Annotated in this window: 19 protein-coding genes; 9 read left to right on the top strand and 10 right to left on the bottom strand. The window is 67.1% G+C overall.

What is annotated here, in order from left to right; all coding sequences use genetic code 11:
- The first annotated feature begins 18 nt into the window (after positions 1 to 18).
- The 8 genes from ATO6_RS10500 to ATO6_RS10465 all read left to right on the top strand — a co-directional run bounded on the left by ATO6_RS10500 (position 19) and on the right by ATO6_RS10465 (position 6,171).
- Complete coding sequence (locus ATO6_RS10500) at positions 19 to 207, top strand: hypothetical protein (protein ID WP_088623957.1); 189 nt, start codon at positions 19 to 21, stop codon at positions 205 to 207.
- Between the two features lie 125 nt (positions 208 to 332).
- Entirely contained in the window at positions 333 to 1,817 is a 1,485-nt protein-coding gene (gene purF / locus ATO6_RS10495; RefSeq protein ID WP_088623956.1) for an amidophosphoribosyltransferase, read from the top strand.
- Positions 1,814 to 2,170, top strand: a complete 357-nt coding sequence (locus ATO6_RS10490; RefSeq protein WP_088623955.1) for an iron chaperone — start codon at positions 1,814 to 1,816, stop codon at positions 2,168 to 2,170. The genes purF and ATO6_RS10490 overlap by 4 nt, the downstream gene beginning before the upstream one ends.
- 154 nt (positions 2,171 to 2,324) lie before the next feature.
- Positions 2,325 to 2,684 (top strand): hypothetical protein, encoded by a 360-nt coding sequence (locus ATO6_RS10485; RefSeq protein ID WP_141101966.1) that lies wholly within the window; start codon positions 2,325 to 2,327, stop codon positions 2,682 to 2,684.
- Positions 2,685 to 2,716: 32 nt separating this feature from the next.
- Positions 2,717 to 3,358 (top strand): SDR family oxidoreductase, encoded by a 642-nt coding sequence (locus ATO6_RS10480; protein ID WP_088623953.1) that lies wholly within the window; start codon positions 2,717 to 2,719, stop codon positions 3,356 to 3,358.
- An 84-nt stretch (positions 3,359 to 3,442) separates the two neighbouring features.
- Positions 3,443 to 4,225 carry a 5'/3'-nucleotidase SurE gene (gene surE / locus ATO6_RS10475; protein WP_088623952.1) on the top strand — a complete coding sequence of 261 codons (783 nt, stop codon included), beginning with the start codon at positions 3,443 to 3,445 and terminating at the stop codon, positions 4,223 to 4,225.
- A complete protein-coding gene (locus tag ATO6_RS10470) occupies positions 4,222 to 4,866 on the top strand; it encodes a protein-L-isoaspartate(D-aspartate) O-methyltransferase (RefSeq protein ID WP_088623951.1) in 645 nt (214 codons plus the stop codon). Before surE ends, ATO6_RS10470 begins: the two co-directional genes overlap by 4 nt.
- A 75-nt stretch (positions 4,867 to 4,941) precedes the next feature.
- On the top strand, positions 4,942 to 6,171 hold the full coding sequence (locus tag ATO6_RS10465) for a peptidoglycan DD-metalloendopeptidase family protein (RefSeq protein ID WP_088623950.1): 1,230 nt from the start codon (positions 4,942 to 4,944) through the stop codon (positions 6,169 to 6,171).
- A 124-nt stretch (positions 6,172 to 6,295) separates the two neighbouring features.
- Here the strand turns inward: ATO6_RS10465 and ATO6_RS10460 are convergent, their stop codons facing one another.
- The 8 genes from ATO6_RS10460 to ATO6_RS10425 form a co-directional block, all read right to left on the bottom strand.
- Positions 6,296 to 7,141, bottom strand: a complete 846-nt coding sequence (locus ATO6_RS10460) for an ATP-binding protein (RefSeq protein ID WP_088623949.1) — start codon at positions 7,139 to 7,141, stop codon at positions 6,296 to 6,298.
- A complete protein-coding gene (gene tatC / locus ATO6_RS10455) occupies positions 7,128 to 8,021 on the bottom strand; it encodes a twin-arginine translocase subunit TatC (RefSeq protein WP_088623948.1) in 894 nt (297 codons plus the stop codon). Before tatC ends, ATO6_RS10460 begins: the two co-directional genes overlap by 14 nt.
- Positions 8,018 to 8,506, bottom strand: coding sequence for a Sec-independent protein translocase protein TatB (tatB, locus tag ATO6_RS10450; RefSeq protein WP_088623947.1), 489 nt, complete (start codon positions 8,504 to 8,506; stop codon positions 8,018 to 8,020). Before tatB ends, tatC begins: the two co-directional genes overlap by 4 nt.
- Before the next feature lie 23 nt (positions 8,507 to 8,529).
- Positions 8,530 to 8,742: a twin-arginine translocase TatA/TatE family subunit gene (locus ATO6_RS10445; protein WP_088623946.1), complete on the bottom strand. Its 213-nt coding sequence runs from the start codon at positions 8,740 to 8,742 to the stop codon at positions 8,530 to 8,532.
- 176 nt (positions 8,743 to 8,918) lie between these two features.
- Entirely contained in the window at positions 8,919 to 10,262 is a 1,344-nt protein-coding gene (locus ATO6_RS10440; protein ID WP_088623945.1) for a pyruvate dehydrogenase complex dihydrolipoamide acetyltransferase, read from the bottom strand.
- Between the two features lie 12 nt (positions 10,263 to 10,274).
- Positions 10,275 to 11,651: a pyruvate dehydrogenase complex E1 component subunit beta gene (locus ATO6_RS10435; protein ID WP_088623944.1), complete on the bottom strand. Its 1,377-nt coding sequence runs from the start codon at positions 11,649 to 11,651 to the stop codon at positions 10,275 to 10,277.
- Between the two features lie 14 nt (positions 11,652 to 11,665).
- A complete protein-coding gene (gene pdhA / locus ATO6_RS10430) occupies positions 11,666 to 12,694 on the bottom strand; it encodes a pyruvate dehydrogenase (acetyl-transferring) E1 component subunit alpha (RefSeq protein WP_088623943.1) in 1,029 nt (342 codons plus the stop codon).
- 127 nt (positions 12,695 to 12,821) lie between these two features.
- Entirely contained in the window at positions 12,822 to 13,292 is a 471-nt protein-coding gene (locus tag ATO6_RS10425; protein WP_088623942.1) for a nucleoside deaminase, read from the bottom strand.
- Positions 13,293 to 13,528: 236 nt separating this feature from the next.
- Between ATO6_RS10425 and ATO6_RS10420 the strand changes: the two genes are divergently transcribed.
- Positions 13,529 to 14,098, top strand: a complete 570-nt coding sequence (locus tag ATO6_RS10420) for a fasciclin domain-containing protein (protein WP_088623941.1) — start codon at positions 13,529 to 13,531, stop codon at positions 14,096 to 14,098.
- A 57-nt stretch (positions 14,099 to 14,155) separates the two neighbouring features.
- Here the strand turns inward: ATO6_RS10420 and ATO6_RS10415 are convergent, their stop codons facing one another.
- Positions 14,156 to 14,455 carry a septum formation initiator family protein gene (locus tag ATO6_RS10415; protein WP_088623940.1) on the bottom strand — a complete coding sequence of 100 codons (300 nt, stop codon included), beginning with the start codon at positions 14,453 to 14,455 and terminating at the stop codon, positions 14,156 to 14,158.
- A gap of 245 nt (positions 14,456 to 14,700) precedes the next feature.
- Positions 14,701 to 15,594: a fructose bisphosphate aldolase gene (locus ATO6_RS10410; RefSeq protein ID WP_088623939.1), complete on the bottom strand. Its 894-nt coding sequence runs from the start codon at positions 15,592 to 15,594 to the stop codon at positions 14,701 to 14,703.
- Positions 15,595 to 15,674: the final 80 nt, after the last annotated feature.

Genomic DNA, 15,674 nt, shown 5'->3' with positions numbered 1-15,674 from the left:
ATCAGAAGGAGACCCATCATGGACCACCAGTTCGAAGACATCCGCACCCGCCCCGACGGCTCGATCGACACCGCCTATTACATCGCGCGCAGCCGCATGATGCGCAGCGAACAGGCGCACAGCCTCGGCCGCAGCGCGGCTGCCGCCCCCGCGGGCTGGCTGCGCCGGCTCATCCTGCGTCCGTTCGGCTTTGCCCGCACCGCCTGAGCCGACGGACCGGCATCTTTGCCGCGCCGCGGCAAAAGGGTGACAACACTCTGTGATCCTTTCGTGACACTCGGGGCACAAAGGCTTAACTAGGGGACAGACGCGAACGGATTCGGAGCTGCCCCTTGTCCACCTCCTCGCCCGAAACCCCGAAGTCATGGCCCGGCCACCCGTGGGATGACGACAAGCTGCACGAAGAGTGCGGCATCTTTGGCGTGATCGGCACGACCGATGCGTCGAGCTTTACCGCGCTCGGCCTGCACGCACTGCAACATCGCGGGCAGGAAGCCGGCGGGATCGTGGTGCATGACGACCAGCTCGGCTTCAACCAGGCGCGCCGGATGGGCTACATCCGCGACAACTTCACCTCGCAGTCGGTCATGGACACGCTGCCGGGCACCATCGCCATCGGCCACGTCCGCTATTCGACGGCGGGCAACAAGGGCCAGACGGCGATCCGCGACGTGCAGCCCTTCTTCGGCGAATTCTCGATGGGCGGCGCGGCGATCGCGCACAACGGCAACATCACCAATGCCGACGCCCTGCGGCGCGAACTGATCGAACGCGGCTCGATCTTCCAGTCCTCGTCGGACAGCGAATGCATCATCCACCTTATGGCCCGGTCCCTGCAGAAGGGCCTGCCGGAACGGATGGAGGACGCGCTGCGCCGGGTCGAGGGCGCGTTTTCCGTCGTCGCCATGACCGCGACGCAGCTGATCGGCGTGCGCGACGCGCTTGGCGTCCGGCCGCTGGTTCTGGGCAAGGTCGCCGACGGCTATGTCCTGTCGTCCGAGACCTGCGCGCTGGACATCATCGGCGCGGATTTCGTGCGCGAGATCGAGCCGGGCGAGATGGTCGTCATCACCGACAAGGGTATCGAGAGCCGCCGCCCCTTCCGCCCGCAGGCGCCCCGCTTCTGCATCTTCGAACACGTCTACTTCAGCCGCCCGGATTCGATCCTCGGTGGCCGGTCGGTCTATGAGACCCGCCGCCAGATCGGCGTGGAGCTGGCCCGCGAGGCACCGGTCGACGCGGACCTCGTCTGCCCGGTGCCCGACAGCGGCACGCCGGCGGCCATCGGGTTCGCGCACGAGTCGGGGATTCCCTACGGCATGGGGATCATCCGGAACCAGTACATGGGCCGGACCTTCATCGAACCCTCCGAACAGATCCGCAACATGGGCGTCCGGCTGAAGCTGAACGTCAACCGTGCGCTGATCGAGGGCAAGCGCGTGATCCTCGTCGACGATTCGGTCGTGCGCGGGACCACCAGCCGCAAGATCAAGGAAATGATCCTGGATGCCGGCGCGGCCGAGGTGCATTTCCGCATCGCGAGCCCGCCGACCGCGTGGCCCTGCTTCTACGGCGTCGACACGCCGCAGCGGGAAAAACTGCTGGCGGCGACGATGTCCGAGGACGAGATGCGCGATCATCTGGCGGTGGACAGCCTCAAGTTCATCTCGCTCGACGGGCTCTATCGCGCCGTCGGCGAGGCCGGGGGCCGCAACGCCAAGTGCCCGCAGTATTGCGACGCCTGCTTCTCGGGCGAATACCCGATCGAACCCGCCGACATGATCGAGAAGGGCTTCGAGCTGAAGGCGGCGGAGTGACCGCGCCCGCGGATCACGACGCCTATCTCGCCACCCTGCCCCCGGACCGCGCCGCATGTCTGAACGACCTGCGGCGTCGGATCGCCGCTCAGGTGCCCGACGCGGTCGAGGTCATCTCCTACGCCATGCCCGGTTTCCGCCTGCCCGGCGGCAAGGTCGTGATGGGCTATGCGGCGTGGAAGGCGCATTACGCGATCTACCCCCATTCCGGGAGCACGCTGGCGGGTGTCAGCGACCTGCCGGACGGCATGACGGCCCAGGGCGGAACGCTTCGGGTCCCGTGGGACCTGAGTGTGCCGGACGATTTGATCTCACGCATTGTTGCGCTCAGACGGGCCGAAATCGGCAGCTGAGGCAAGGGAACGGTAAGTTCCTGCCGATATGACCGGGACAGGCGGCGAAACGTCGCCACCCCGGGAAATGACGGGTTTCCTGCGGCGCGGCGACGCTGTAGCAGGCCGCCGCGACCGGGAAAACAGGTGCCCGGCGAACAAGGTGACCCCCGACATGAACGCTCTGAAATCCTCGCTCAGGCCGCGGGCGCGGCCCGATGATCTGGACACGACCCCCGCGCCCCAGGCCCATGTTTCGACCCGTGGCGGCGATGCGCCCGATCTGCCCGTCTCGGCCGACGTGAGCCGCGAGGCGACGCAGACCGTGACCTATGATCCGACCGAACCGCTGGTGCTGGGTGTCTTCGGCAGCGATGCCAGCCGCTCGGCCCTGCTGCGGCTGCCGAACGGACGCACCCTGACGGTGCATGTGGGCGACAAGGTGACCGGCGCACCGGTCGTCGCCATCGCCGACGACAGCATCGTCATCGCCAGTGCGGGCATCGCGAAGCGGCTGACCATTCCCGGCGCTTGACGCCGCCGCGAATTCCGCTCACACCGCGCGGCATGACTGACCGCATCGCCCTTATCACCGGCGCGTCGCGCGGCCTTGGCGCAGCCCTGGCCGAAGCACTGGCGCCCGACCATCACATCGTCGCCGTCGCCCGCACCGTGGGCGGGCTGGAAGAGCTCGACGACCGCATCCGCGCGAAGGGCGGTCAGGCGACGCTGGCGCCGATGGACGTGACCAACCGGGACGCGATGGCGCAGCTCTGCCGGTCGATCCACGACCGCTGGGGCGGCGTGGCGATCTGGGCGCATACGGCGATCCATGTGCCGCCGCTCACGCCCGCCGCGTTCATCGACGCCAAGGACTGGGACAAGACGCTGGCGACCAACGTGACCGCCACCGGCATCCTGATCCCCTATGTCGCGCCCCTGCTGGGCCGCGACGGCACTGCGCTGTTCTTCGAGGATCCGGCGGCCGATCTGAAGTTCCACGGCGCCTACGGGGCCTCCAAGCGGGCGCAGATCGCGCTGGCGCGGGCCTGGGCGCTGGAAACCGTGTCGACCGGGCCACAGGTCCACGTCGCGACGCCCGCGCCGATGGCGACGGCGCTGCGCGCACGGTTCCATCCCGGCGAGGACCGGGAAAAGCTGGCGAAGCCCTTCGACGAGGCCGCGCGCCTTCTGGCCACACTCGGCTAGGGCCGGTCCCCCGGCCTGCCCCATCCGCTTGCGACCGCGCCGCCCCTCGCCTATTCATCGGGGAAAGAAAAAAGGGCGGGCGACATGCGCATTCTCATCACCAACGACGACGGCATTTCCGCCCCCGGCCTGAAGACGCTGGAAGGCATCGCCGCGACGCTCGCCGGGCCGGATGGAGAGGTCTGGACCGTCGCGCCCGCCTTCGAACAGTCGGGCGTGGCGCACAAGATCTCCTACACGCATCCCATGATGGTCTCGAAACTCGGCACGCGCCGTTTTGCCGCCGAAGGCTCGCCCGCGGACTGCGTGCTGGCCGGGCTGCACGACGTGGTGGACGGCGGGCCGGTCGACCTGATCCTGTCCGGCGTCAACAAGGGCAACAACTCGGCCGAGAACGCGCTCTACTCCGGCACGCTCGGCGGGGCCATGGAAGGCGCGCTGCAGGGCATCCCCTCGTTTGCCCTGTCCCAGTATCTCGGGCCCGAGAACTACCAGATCGACGACCCGTTCGAGGCGGCGGCGGAACATGGCGCGGCGCTGATCGCCTCCATCCTCGCGGCACAGCCCGAGGACACCGGGGATTACCGGCTGTTCTACAACGTCAATTTCCCGCCAATGCCCGCCCACAAGGTCAAGGGCGCGCGGGTGACGACGCAGGGCTTCCGCCGCAACACCCGCTTTTCGACCGAACCGCATTATGCCCCCTCGGGCCGGAAGTTCCTCTGGATCAAGGGCGGCGACCAGCAGATACCGACGCTGCCGGGATCGGATGCCCATGCGAACCTCGAGGGCTATATCTCGGTCACGCCGATGCGGGCGGATCTGACCGCACATGACATGCTGGACCGGCTCAGGACCATCGAATGACGGACGAGATCGCCGAACGGAAGATGCAGTTCCTCTACACCCTGCGGTCGCGCGGGGTGACGGACATGCGCACGCTGACGGCGATGGAAAAGATCGACCGGGGCGCCTTCGTCCGGGGCATCTTTGCCGATCGCGCCTATGACGACACGCCGCTGCCGATCAACTGCGGCCAGACGATTTCCCAGCCCTCGGTCGTGGGGCTGATGACGCAAGCGCTGAACGTGCAGCCGCGGGACAAGGTTCTGGAGGTCGGCACAGGCTCGGGCTACCAGGCTGCAGTGCTCAGCCAGCTGGCCCGCCGCATCTACACCATCGACCGCCACGCCCCGCTGGTGCAGGCCGCGCGCGAGGTGTTCGACGCGCTCGATCTCAACAACATTACCGCGATTGTCGGCGACGGATCACACGGTCTGGGGGATCAGGCCCCCTTTGACCGCATCATTGTGACCGCAGCGGCCGAAGACCCGCCCGGCCCCCTATTGGCGCAATTGAAGATTGGCGGTATTATGGTGCTGCCGGTCGGACAGTCCGACACGGTTCAAAGCCTGATCCGCGTCCGCCGGACGGAGACCGGGCTGGAATACGACGAATTGAGCCCGGTCCGTTTCGTGCCTCTGGTCGAGGGTCTGGCAAAGGATTGAGAGGTCGCGCAAAGGCGGCGCGGCATGGCAGCACAACAGCCCCGGACAACAGGGGCGGCGGTGAGGAACGAACAGATGACGGACACTATCCGCAGAACCGCGCGCGGCGTCGCGGCGGTATCGGCGCTGGCCCTTATGGCGGCCTGCACCGACGGCGTGGACCTCGACATGCGCGGGGCCTTCAACCAGTTCAACACGGCCGAGGCCGCGCGCATGGCGACGCTGGACCGGCCACGGCCCGATGACCGCGGGATCATCTCCTACCCGAACTACCAGGTCGCGGTGGCCCGCAACGGCGACACCGTGCGCAGCATGGCGGCCCGGATCGGCGCGGATGCCGATCAGCTGGCCCGGCACAACGGCCTGAACCCGGACACGCAGCTGCGGCAGGGCGAGGTCGTGTCGCTGCCCAACCGGGTGGCCGAACCGACGGCCGCGACCGGCGCGGCCGGGACCGACATCACCTCGATCGCCGGGGGCGCCATCGACCGCGCCGGGGACCGCAGGGTCGAGACGACGACGCTGGCCCCGGCTGCTGCGTCCGCCACCGCCCCGGCGGCGTCGCCGGCGGTCGCGCGCACCGAACCCGACCGCCACAAGGTGGTGCGGGGCGAGACCGCCTATACGGTCGCCCGGCTCTACAATGTCTCGGTCACCTCGCTGGCCGAATGGAACGGGCTGGATGGCAACTACACCATCCGCGAAGGCCAGTACCTGATGATCCCGGTCGCGGCCGCCTCCGCCCCCGCCACCGTGGTGCCCGCGGCCGCCTCGGCCACCGCCACGGCGTCTTCCGCGACGACCGCGCCGGGCCAGGGCTCGCCCACCCCGACGCCGCCGAGCGCGGCGAAGCCGCTGCCCGCCGAGAAGACGGTGCCGCTCGCGACACAGACCGCCGCCGCGGCGAAACCGGCCAAGCCGGTCGCGGATGTCGGCAAGGAGACCGCGAAGGCGGCGGCCCAGATGGCCTATCCGGTCAAGGGCAACATCGTGCGCGAATATGCCAAGGGCAAGAACGACGGCATCGACATTTCGGCTGCGCCCGGCACCGCCATCGGTGCGGCCTCGGGTGGCGAGGTGGCGGCGATCACCTCGGATGCGGACAACAACCACGTGATCGTGGTGCGCCACGAGGGCAAGCTGCTGACCATCTATTCCAACGTCACCAAGATCGCGGTGAAGGAAAAGCAGAAGGTCAGCCGCGGGCAGAAACTGGCGGAGGTGCCCGGCGGGTCCTCGGCCTATGTGCACTTCGAGGTCCGCAAGGGGCTGGAGAGCACGGATCCGCTGCCCTACCTGAGGTGAGTGCGGGCTGAGCGGGACGGACCGGGGGCTCTGCCCCCGGACCCCCGGCATATTTTCGGCAAGATGAAGCAGGGGACCGGCGCTGGCCGAGGCGGGCGCGTCAGGGCCCGACGAGGGCCCGTGGTCAGCTTAGCGCGACGCCCCGGCGGCCTGCGAGATCGGTGAAGTACTGCCAGGCCACGCGGCCCGAACGCGCGCCGCGGGTGGCCTGCCATTCGATCGCCTCGGCGCGCAGGGTGTCCTCGTCGATCTCGACCCCGTGGGCGGCGCAGTAGCCGCGGATCATCCGAAGGTACTCGTCCTGGTCGCAGGGGTGAAAGCCCAGCCACAGGCCGAAGCGGTCCGAGAGCGAGACCTTTTCCTCGACCGCCTCGGAGGGGTTGATCGCCGAGGAGCGTTCGTTCTCGATCATGTCGCGCGGCATCAGGTGGCGGCGGTTCGAGGTGGCGTAGAACAGCACGTTGTCCGGACGCCCGGCGATGCCGCCGTCCAGCACGGCCTTGAGCGACTTGTAGTGCTGGTCGTCGTGGCTGAACGACAGGTCGTCGCAGAACAGCAGGAAGCGGTCCGAGGACCCGCCGAGGACCGACAGCAGCCGGGCGACGGAGGGCAGATCCTCGCGCTGGAGTTCCACGATCTTGAGCGGCACCCCCTGGCGCAGCACCTCGGCGTGGACGGCCTTGACGAGGCTCGACTTGCCCATCCCCCGCGCGCCCCAGAGCAGCGCGTTGTTGGCGGGCAGGCCGCGCGCGAACTGCAGCGTGTTGGTCAGCAGCGTGTCACGGGACCGGTCGATGCCGACCAGCAGCTCCAGCCCCACGCGCGAGACGCGGCCGACGGGTTCCAGCCGCTCGGGCTCCGTATGCCAGACGAAGGCGTCGGCGGCGGAGAAATCGGGGGCGGCCAGAGGCGCGGGCGCCATGCGCTCCAGCGCCTCCGCGATGCGGATCAGCGGATCAGGATTTGTCATTGTCCCTGTCGAATTCGGCGAGAAGCGGATCGTCTTCCTCGTCCTCATCCTCGTCGTCGAAGTATCCTTCCTCACGCAGGCGCTCGTCGCGCTTCCGCTCGACCCGGCGGACGAGGAAGATGGAGATCTCGTAGAGGCCGTAGACAACGACGAACAGGATGACCTGCGTGATGACGTCCGGCGGGGTCACGAGCGCGGCCAGGACGAGGATGCCGACCACCGCGTATTTCCGAACGGCGCGCAGGCCCTCCGAGGACACCAGCCCCGCCAGCCCCATCAGCGTCAGCAGGACCGGCAACTGGAAGCAGAGGCCGAAGGCCACGATGAACTTGATCGTCAGCGACAGGTATTCCTGCGCCGAGCCCTGGAAGGCGATCCCGGCGATCCCGTTCTCCGCCCCGCCCTCTCCGATCACGGAACCGGGCTGCTGGAAGCCGAGGAAGAAGTCGAAGGCGAGCGGCGTCACGACGTAGAAGGCGAAGGCCGCGCCGAGGAAGAACATCGCGGGCGAGGCGATGATGAACGGCAGGAAGGCGTTCTTTTCCTTGCGGTAGAGCCCCGGCGCCACGAAACGCCACATCTGCAGCGCGATGTAGGGGAACGACAGCACCAGCCCGCCGAGCAGCGAGATGGAGATGGCGACGAAGAAGCCTTCCTGAAGCTTGATCAGGATCAGCCCGCAGTCGCCAAGCTGCCCGCGCTGCGCCAGCGCGTTGCAGAGCGGCTGCGTCAGGAAGTTGAAGATCGGGTTCCAGACGGTGAAGCAGATCACCATCCCGATGATGAAGGCCACGACCGAATGGATCAGCCGGTTCCTGAGCTCGGCCAGATGCTCGATCAGCGGGGCCTGGCTGTCGTCGATCTCGTCGCCTGCGGTCATGTGCGGGTGGTGTCCTCGGACGGCGCGGCAGGCGCCGGATCAGCCGGTGCGTCGCCCTGCCCGGCGTCAGGCGTGGCCTCGGCGGCGGCCTTGGCCTGCGCCGCGGTCTCGGCCTCCTGCGCCTTGCGCTTTTCGGCGGCGGCGGCGGTGGCGGCGTGGATCTTCTTGGCGGCGGCGGCGCGATCCTCGGCCAGCTTGCCGGTCTCGCTGTCCGGCTCCCAGTTGCGGAAGTCGGTGGCCTCCTTCAGCTTGTCCAGCCCCATCTTCTTGGGGTTCACGGCATCGCGGAAGGTCTTGGAGATGTCCTTGGCGCCGGATTCATCCGCCGCTTCTTCCATCGCGCGCGAGAACTCGCGCGCCATGCCGCGGGCCTTGCCCACGAAGCGACCGGCGTTGCGGAACAGGACGGGCAGGTCCTTGGGACCCACCACGATCAGCGCCACGATGCCGATCAGCAAAAGCTCGGTCCAGCCGAGGTCGAACATGAAGGATCACCCGGAAAAGGCTGTCAGGCCTTGTCTTTCTCGGCCGGGGTCACATCGCGCGCGCCCTCCGAGCTTGCGTCGTCCAGCTCTTTCGTGCCGTCGCTCACGCCCTTCTTGAAGGCGGTGATGCCCTTGCCGACCTCGCCCATGAGCGAGGAGATCTTGCCGCGACCGAAAAGAACCAGCACGACCACGGCGATCAGCAGAAGGCCGGGAAGTCCGATATTGTTCAGCATGGGGGTAACTCCCTGAGTGTGGCCCGTCTCCCGGCGGGCCGTATGGTCCGAGGGTATCTAATGCCTCGGACGGATATATGAAAGGACCAATTGGTCACATCCTCCGGAATTCCCCCGGACCATGCGCCGCATGATGCCGGGGGATGCCGGTTGCCCTTTGCCTGTGCAGGCCCCTGTCAGGCCAGCATCGCCATCGGGTGTTCGAGGTTGTCGACGATGGCCTGCAGCAGCTCCGCCCCGAGGGCACCGTCGATGACCCGGTGATCGACCGAGAGCGTGACCGACATGATCGTCGCCGCGGTGATCTGTCCGTCCTCGCCCACGACCGGTTTCTTGACCCCTGCCCCGACGGCGAGGATCGCGCCGTGCGGCGGGTTGATGACCGCGTCGAAGTTGTCGATGCCGAACATCCCGAGGTTCGAGATGGCAAAGCTGCCGCCCTGGTATTCATGCGGCGCCAGCTTGCGGTCGCGGGCACGGGCGGCGAGGTCCTTTATCTCGGTCGAGAGCTTGGACAGCGATTTCGACTCCGCGTCCTTCAGCACCGGCGTGAACAGCCCGCCGTCGATGGCCACCGCGACGGCGACGTCCGAGGGGGTCAGCTCCAGCACGCGGTCACCGGCCCAGACGGCGTTGGCCTTGGGCACGGCCTGCAGCGCGAGGGCGCAGGCCTTGATGATGAAGTCGTTGACGCTGAGCTTCACGCCCCGGTGTTCCAGCTGCTTGTTCAGGTCGCCCCGGAACTTGAGCAGCGCGTCGATCCGGATGTCGCGGCGCAGGTAGAAATGCGGGATGGTCTGCTTGGCCTCGGTCAGACGGGCGGCGATGGTCTTGCGCATGCCGTCCAGCTTGACCTCGGTGTACTCGCGCCCCTCGTACATCTTGAGCACGGCGTCGGTCGACGGACCGGAGGCCATGGCGGCGGGCGCGGCCTTGCCGACCGGGGCCGCGGCGGCCTCCTTCGACGCGGAAGCGGCGGCGGGTTTCGCCCCCTCCACATCGGCGCGCACGATGCGGCCGTGCGGGCCCGAGCCCTTGATGCCGCTCAGGTCCAGCCCCTTGTCCGCCGCGATCCGGCGGGCCAGCGGGCTGGCGAAGATGCGCTTGCCATCCGCGTCCCTGGGCGCGGCGGGCGCCTTGGTGTCGGACTTGCCGACCGGTGCCGCCTTGGGCCCGTCCTGCGCCTCTTTCGGCGCGGGGGCCTTTTCGGTGCTTTCCTCGGGGTTGGGCTTGGCCTCGGCCTTGCCCTTGGTCTCGCCGATGTCGTCGGCGCTCTCGCCCTCTTCCAGCAGGACGGCGATCGGGGTGTTCACCTTGACCCCTTCGGAGCCCTCGGCGATCAGGATCTTGCCGATGACGCCTTCGTCCACGGCTTCGAATTCCATCGTCGCCTTGTCGGTCTCAATCTCGGCCAGCAGGTCGCCGGAGGAGACGGTGTCGCCCTCCTTGACCAGCCATTTCGCCAGCGTCCCCTCTTCCATCGTCGGGCTGAGGGCGGGCATCAGGATTTCGGTCGGCATGTCGCGGTCCCCCTACCTGTAGGTCACTTGCTTGACCGCCTCGATGACCTCGGCGGTGGTGACGAGCGCGAGCTTCTCGAGGTTCGCGGCATAGGGCATCGGCACGTCCTTGCCCGTGCAGTTGATGACCGGCGCGTCGAGATAGTCGAAGGCGTTCTGCATGATGTAGGCCGACAGGTGGTTGCCGATGGAGCCCACGGGGAAGCCTTCCTCGACCGTCACGCAGCGGTTCGTCTTCTGCACGCTCGCGATCAGCGTGTCGTAGTCGATGGGCCGCAGGGTGCGCAGGTCGATGACTTCGGCGTCGATCCCGTCTTCTGCAAGCTTGTCAGCGGCTTCCAGCGCGTACTGCATCCCGATGCCGAAGCTGACGATGGTCACGTCCGTGCCCTCGCGCCAGATCTTGGCCTTGCCGAAGGGGACGGTGAAATCGTCCATCACCGGCACTTCGAACGACCGGCCATAGAGGATCTCGTTCTCGAGGAAGATCACCGGGTTCGGATCGCGGATCGCGCTTTTCAGCAGGCCCTTGGCGTCGGCCGCCGAATAGGGCATCGCGACCTTGAGGCCGGGGATCATGGAATACCACGCCGCGTAGTCCTGGCTGTGCTGCGCGCCGACCCGTGCCGCGGCACCGTTCGGGCCCCGGAACACAATGGGACAGCCCATCTGACCACCGGACATGTAGAGCGTCTTGGCGGCAGAGTTGATAATCTGGTCAATGGCTTGCATGGCGAAGTTGAACGTCATGAACTCCACGATCGGACGCAGGCCGCCAAAGGCCGCGCCGACGCCGATGCCGGCAAAGCCGTGTTCGGTGATCGGCGTGTCGATGACCCGCTTGCCGCCGAATTCGTCCAGCAGCCCCTGCGTGACCTTGTAGGCGCCCTGATACTCGGCCACCTCCTCGCCCATGACGAAGACGTTGGCGTTGCCGCGCATCTCTTCGGCCATTGCGTCGCGCAGCGCCTCGCGGACGGTCTGCGACTTCATCTCGGTGCCTTCGGGCCAGTCCGGGGTCTGGTCGGGCTTCGGTGCCTCGGGCGCCTTGGCCTTCGCCGGCGCCTTGTCGTCGGACTTTGCCTCCGCCTCGGCCTCGGCTTTCGGCGCGGGCGCCGCTTCGGCCTCCACGTCGCCGACATCTTCGCCTTCCTCGACCAGCACGGCGATCGGGGTGTTCACCTTTACCCCCTCGGTGCCCTCGGCGATCAGGATCTTGCCGATCACGCCCTCGTCCACCGCTTCGAATTCCATCGTCGCCTTGTCGGTCTCGATCTCGGCCATGATGTCGCCGGAGGAGACGGTGTCGCCCTCCTTGACCAGCCACTTGGCCAGCGTGCCTTCCTCCATCGTGGGGGACAGCGCGGGCATCAGGATCTTGGTTGCCATCGTCGTTCTCCCCCTCAGGCGTCTTCTTCGACCGCAGCACCCTGCGGGATGTCGGTGGCGTAGATGTCGGTGTAGAGCTCGCTGACATCCGGCTCCGGGCTGTCCTTGGCGAAGTCGGCCGAGGCGTTCACGATGTCCTTGATCTCCTTGTCGATGGCCTTGAGGTCATCCTCGGTCGCGTGCTTGCCCGAGATCAGCAGGTCGCGCACGTGTTCGATCGCGTCCTTCTCCTCGCGCATCTTCTGCACTTCCTCGCGCGTCCGGTATTTCGCCGGGTCGGACATGGAGTGGCCGCGGTAGCGGTAGGTCTTCACCTCGAGGATATACGGCCCCTTGCCCGCGCGGCAGTGCGCGACGGCCTTGTCGCCCGCGTCCTTCACCGCCAGCACGTCCATGCCGTCGACGATCTCGCCCGGAATGCCGAACGGCGCGCCGCGGGTGTGGATGTCCTCGGTCGAGGTCGACCGCTTCTGCGCGGTGCCCATGGCGTACTGGTTGTTCTCGATCACGAAGATCACCGGAATCTTCCACAGCGCCGCCATGTTGAACGTCTCGTAGACCTGGCCCTGGTTCGCGGCCCCGTCACCGAAATAGGCGAAGGTCACGCGGTCGTTCTCAAGGTACTTGTCCGCGAAGGCCAGCCCGGCGCCGAGCGGCACCTGCGCGCCGACGATGCCGTGACCGCCGTAGAAATGCTTCTCGCGGCTGAACATGTGCATCGAGCCGCCCTTGCCCTTGGAATAGCCGCCCTCGCGCCCGGTCAGCTCGGCCATCACGCCGTTCGGGTCCATCCCGCAGGCCAGCATGTGACCATGGTCACGGTAGGAGGTGATCCGCTTGTCGCCCTCGCTCGCCGCCGCTTCCAGCCCGACGACGACGGCCTCCTGGCCGATGTAGAGGTGGCAGAAGCCGCCGATCAGCCCCATGCCGTATAGCTGGCCCGCCTTCTCTTCGAAGCGCCGGATCAGCAGCATGTCGCGGTAATATGCCTTGAGGTCGTCGGCCGAGACGTTGGGCTTGGCCGTGCTCTTGCGGGTCGCCATAAGCGCGCTCCTCCCGAAGATGGTTTAGCGTTAAACTAATTGCTACAACATTCCGTCACGGCATGCGAGAGCGAATTTGACGCACGCGGCGATCCGGCAATGCATGGCCGTGAAACCGACCTGAGGATCACCAGAAGCCCTTGTGACCTTCGGCAATTTCGGCCTCGAGTTCCGGGAACGGCCCGCGCACAGCCACGGGACGTCGCCCCGCCGCGAACACCTGCCTGCAACTCAGGTCGAGCGTCAGGTTCTCTGGATTGTCGCCCGTCAGTTCGGCCAGTCGCTTCTCGCTCATACCGTAGACAACCGCACCGATGCCGGCCCAGTAGGCCGCCCCGGCGCACATGCAGCAGGGCTCGACCGAAGTGACCAGCGTACAACCTTCCAGGAAATCCGGCTCGAACGCCCGGGCCGCCGCCTGCGCGACATTCGCCTCCGCATGACCTGTGCCGCGGTCGGTGGCATATGTATTGCCGGACGTCAGCAGCACTTCGCCCTCCGGTCCGACAAGCAGCGCGCCGAACGGGTGGTTGCCGCCTGCCCGGCTCTGCCGCGCAATCTCGACGGCGTGACGCAGATGATCGTGATCGGTCTTCATGGCCCCTCCCTCCCCAAGATGCAGAGGTCACGGGCGCTGTCACCCGGTTCTGCAGGTCCACGCATCGATTAGCGCATCGACGCCTGCACCTGGCAAGCGGAACCGCATTCGCTCGCCTCGGCGAGCTTGCAGGGCGCCCGATGACGAATTCGTGAACTTCGAAACTGCCGCCGCGAAGCCGCCGTAGTTTGGGGCATCCGAGGACGAGATCCTCAGCAGACAAACAGGAGGTATCCATGACCATTTCGCGCTTTTTCAAAGCAGCCGCCATCACCGCAACCGGGGCACTGGCCGCAACGGCGGCGCTCGCCGCCAATCCGACCGTCGGCGGCGCGCCGATGATGGAAGACATGACCATCGCCGAGAACGCATCCAATGCGCCGAACCTCAGCACGCTGGTCGCCGCGGTGAAGGCCGCGGGCCTGGCCGAAACCCTGATGGGCGACGGGCCGTTCACCGTCTTCGCCCCGACCGACAGCGCCTTCGGCATGATCTCCGAAACCTCGCTGAACGCGCTGATGGAGGAAGGCAACGTTGACCAGCTGCGCCAGATCCTGACCTGCCACGTGGTCGCGACCGAGGCCTTCTCGACCGATATCGCGGGCATGATCTCGGACGACGGCGGGATGCATGTCGTGCCGACCGTGGGCGGCTGCAACCTCGAGGCCTACATGGAAGGCAGCGAACTGAAGCTGAAGGACGAAAACGGCCGCATCGCCACCGTCACCACGGCGGATGTCGACCAGTCGAACGGCGTGGTCCACGTGATCGACCGCGTGCTCCTGCCGGCCGGCCAGGCTGGCTGATACACCCCGAGCTTCTCCGGGATGGGGTCGTCCGCACGGGCGGCCCCTTTCGCGTGTCTAGCGGATGACGATCTCGTCCGTGCGCGTCATGCCCAGCACCTCGCGCGCCTGTTCGTCCAGCAGGTCGAGGTCGAGGTAATCGTCGGACATGCGCCGCGTCAGGTTCTCCAGCCGCGCGACCTCGGCCTGCAGAAGGCTCAGCTGGCGCGACAGCTCCTGCTTCTCGGCCTGGATCTCGGCGCGGCGGAACAGCCCGTAATCCCCCTGCACGGCGGCAAAGGTGAAATAGAGCCCGAGCGCGAAAGCCACGACAAAGAAAACCACCGCTCCGATGGCGGGACGACTGCTGACGGTCATTACTGCCTCATTCACCGCCTTCTTCGGGCGATGACGGCACCATGACACAGCTGATTCGCAAAGGGAATCCCCCTCACCGCAAATTCACCGGCCCACTGTGCCACAGATGCGCCCCCGCAACGAAACCGCGCAGCCGCCCCTGCTTCTTCTGGTCAGAAATACTTCGGGGGAGTCGGCCCGGAACGGGCCGGCGGGGGCAGAGCCCCCTCTTCGGCGCGGGGCCCCCGGCCCCGCGCAACCGCGCATCAGCCCGCGATCGACGCCTGGTGGATCTCGTCGATTGTCTGCGCCAGCGTCGCGTCGAAATCCGTGTCCGACTGCTGCGCCGACAGCCCCTCGGTAAGCGCGCGGCTGAAGGACGCGATCATGCCCGCGTTCTCGGACAGGCGGCGGTTCGCCTCCTCGCGCGAATACCCGCCCGACAGGGCCACGACGCGCAGCACGCGGGGATGCGCGATCAGCGAGGCATAATGGTTCGCCGTTTCGGGCAGCGTCAGTTTCAGCATCACGTCCTGGTCGGGCGCCAGCCGGTCCAGTTCCGCCGCGATGGCGTCGCGCAGGATGTCCTCGGCTTCGGCCTTGTCGGCGATCGAGATCGTCACCTCAGGCTCGATGATCGGCACCAGCCCGTGGCCGAGGATCTGCTTGCCGACCTCGAACTGCTGGGCCACGACCTGCGCGATACCGTCCTTGGTGGCCGCGTTGATCACCGACCGCATCTTGGTGCCGAAAATCCCCTTGGACACGGCCTTTTCCAGCAGCGCATCGAGATCGGGCATCGCCTTCATCACCTGCACGCCGCCCGCATCGTCGGCCAGCCCCTTGTCGACCTTCAGGAACGGCACGACGCCGCGCTTGTCCCACAGGTATTCCGCGACCGGGATCCCGTCGATCTCGCCGTCCATCGTGCGTTCGAACAGGATCGCGCCCAGCACCTTCTCGCCGGTGAAGGCAGGCGACTTGATGATCCGGGTCCGCATCTCGTGGATCAGGCCGTACATCTCGGCATCCGAGGAATAGGCGCTTTCCTCGATCCCGTAGAGCTTCAGCGCCTTGGGGGTGGAGCCGCCGCTCTGGTCGAGGGCGGCGACAAAGCCGCCGCCGTTGCGCATCTGGTCTGCCTGTTTCGCGTTCGCCATGATCTTTTCGCCTGAATCCCTGTGAAAAATCCGGGCGCACGGAGCCTGCGCGCCCGCCCGCGCCGGTTCTAGGCGACGGG

Origin of the sequence: Oceanicola sp. 22II-s10i (assembly GCF_002210105.1) — a bacterium.
Classification (GTDB): Bacteria; Pseudomonadota; Alphaproteobacteria; order Rhodobacterales; family Rhodobacteraceae; genus Pseudooceanicola.
This window is presented reverse-complemented; position numbering and strand designations above follow the sequence as displayed.

What these genes read in the sequence shown, in the direction of transcription:
- ATO6_RS10420 (WP_088623941.1), top strand. Translation starts at nt 13,529, where the DNA reads ATGACCATTTCGCGCTTTTTCAAAGCAGCCGCCATCACCGCAACCGGG.
- ATO6_RS10485 (WP_141101966.1), top strand. Translation starts at nt 2,325, where the DNA reads ATGAACGCTCTGAAATCCTCGCTCAGGCCGCGGGCGCGGCCCGATGAT.
- ATO6_RS10500 (WP_088623957.1), top strand. Translation starts at nt 19, where the DNA reads ATGGACCACCAGTTCGAAGACATCCGCACCCGCCCCGACGGCTCGATC.
- ATO6_RS10415 (WP_088623940.1), bottom strand. Translation starts at nt 14,455, where the DNA reads ATGACCGTCAGCAGTCGTCCCGCCATCGGAGCGGTGGTTTTCTTTGTC.
- ATO6_RS10470 (WP_088623951.1), top strand. Translation starts at nt 4,222, where the DNA reads ATGACGGACGAGATCGCCGAACGGAAGATGCAGTTCCTCTACACCCTG.
- ATO6_RS10445 (WP_088623946.1), bottom strand. Translation starts at nt 8,742, where the DNA reads ATGCTGAACAATATCGGACTTCCCGGCCTTCTGCTGATCGCCGTGGTC.
- tatB (WP_088623947.1), bottom strand. Translation starts at nt 8,506, where the DNA reads ATGTTCGACCTCGGCTGGACCGAGCTTTTGCTGATCGGCATCGTGGCG.
- ATO6_RS10440 (WP_088623945.1), bottom strand. Translation starts at nt 10,262, where the DNA reads ATGCCGACCGAAATCCTGATGCCCGCCCTCAGCCCGACGATGGAAGAG.
- ATO6_RS10425 (WP_088623942.1), bottom strand. Translation starts at nt 13,292, where the DNA reads ATGAAGACCGATCACGATCATCTGCGTCACGCCGTCGAGATTGCGCGG.
- ATO6_RS10410 (WP_088623939.1), bottom strand. Translation starts at nt 15,594, where the DNA reads ATGGCGAACGCGAAACAGGCAGACCAGATGCGCAACGGCGGCGGCTTT.
- surE (WP_088623952.1), top strand. Translation starts at nt 3,443, where the DNA reads ATGCGCATTCTCATCACCAACGACGACGGCATTTCCGCCCCCGGCCTG.
- ATO6_RS10460 (WP_088623949.1), bottom strand. Translation starts at nt 7,141, where the DNA reads ATGACAAATCCTGATCCGCTGATCCGCATCGCGGAGGCGCTGGAGCGC.
- tatC (WP_088623948.1), bottom strand. Translation starts at nt 8,021, where the DNA reads ATGACCGCAGGCGACGAGATCGACGACAGCCAGGCCCCGCTGATCGAG.
- ATO6_RS10480 (WP_088623953.1), top strand. Translation starts at nt 2,717, where the DNA reads ATGACTGACCGCATCGCCCTTATCACCGGCGCGTCGCGCGGCCTTGGC.
- pdhA (WP_088623943.1), bottom strand. Translation starts at nt 12,694, where the DNA reads ATGGCGACCCGCAAGAGCACGGCCAAGCCCAACGTCTCGGCCGACGAC.
- ATO6_RS10435 (WP_088623944.1), bottom strand. Translation starts at nt 11,651, where the DNA reads ATGGCAACCAAGATCCTGATGCCCGCGCTGTCCCCCACGATGGAGGAA.
- ATO6_RS10465 (WP_088623950.1), top strand. Translation starts at nt 4,942, where the DNA reads ATGACGGACACTATCCGCAGAACCGCGCGCGGCGTCGCGGCGGTATCG.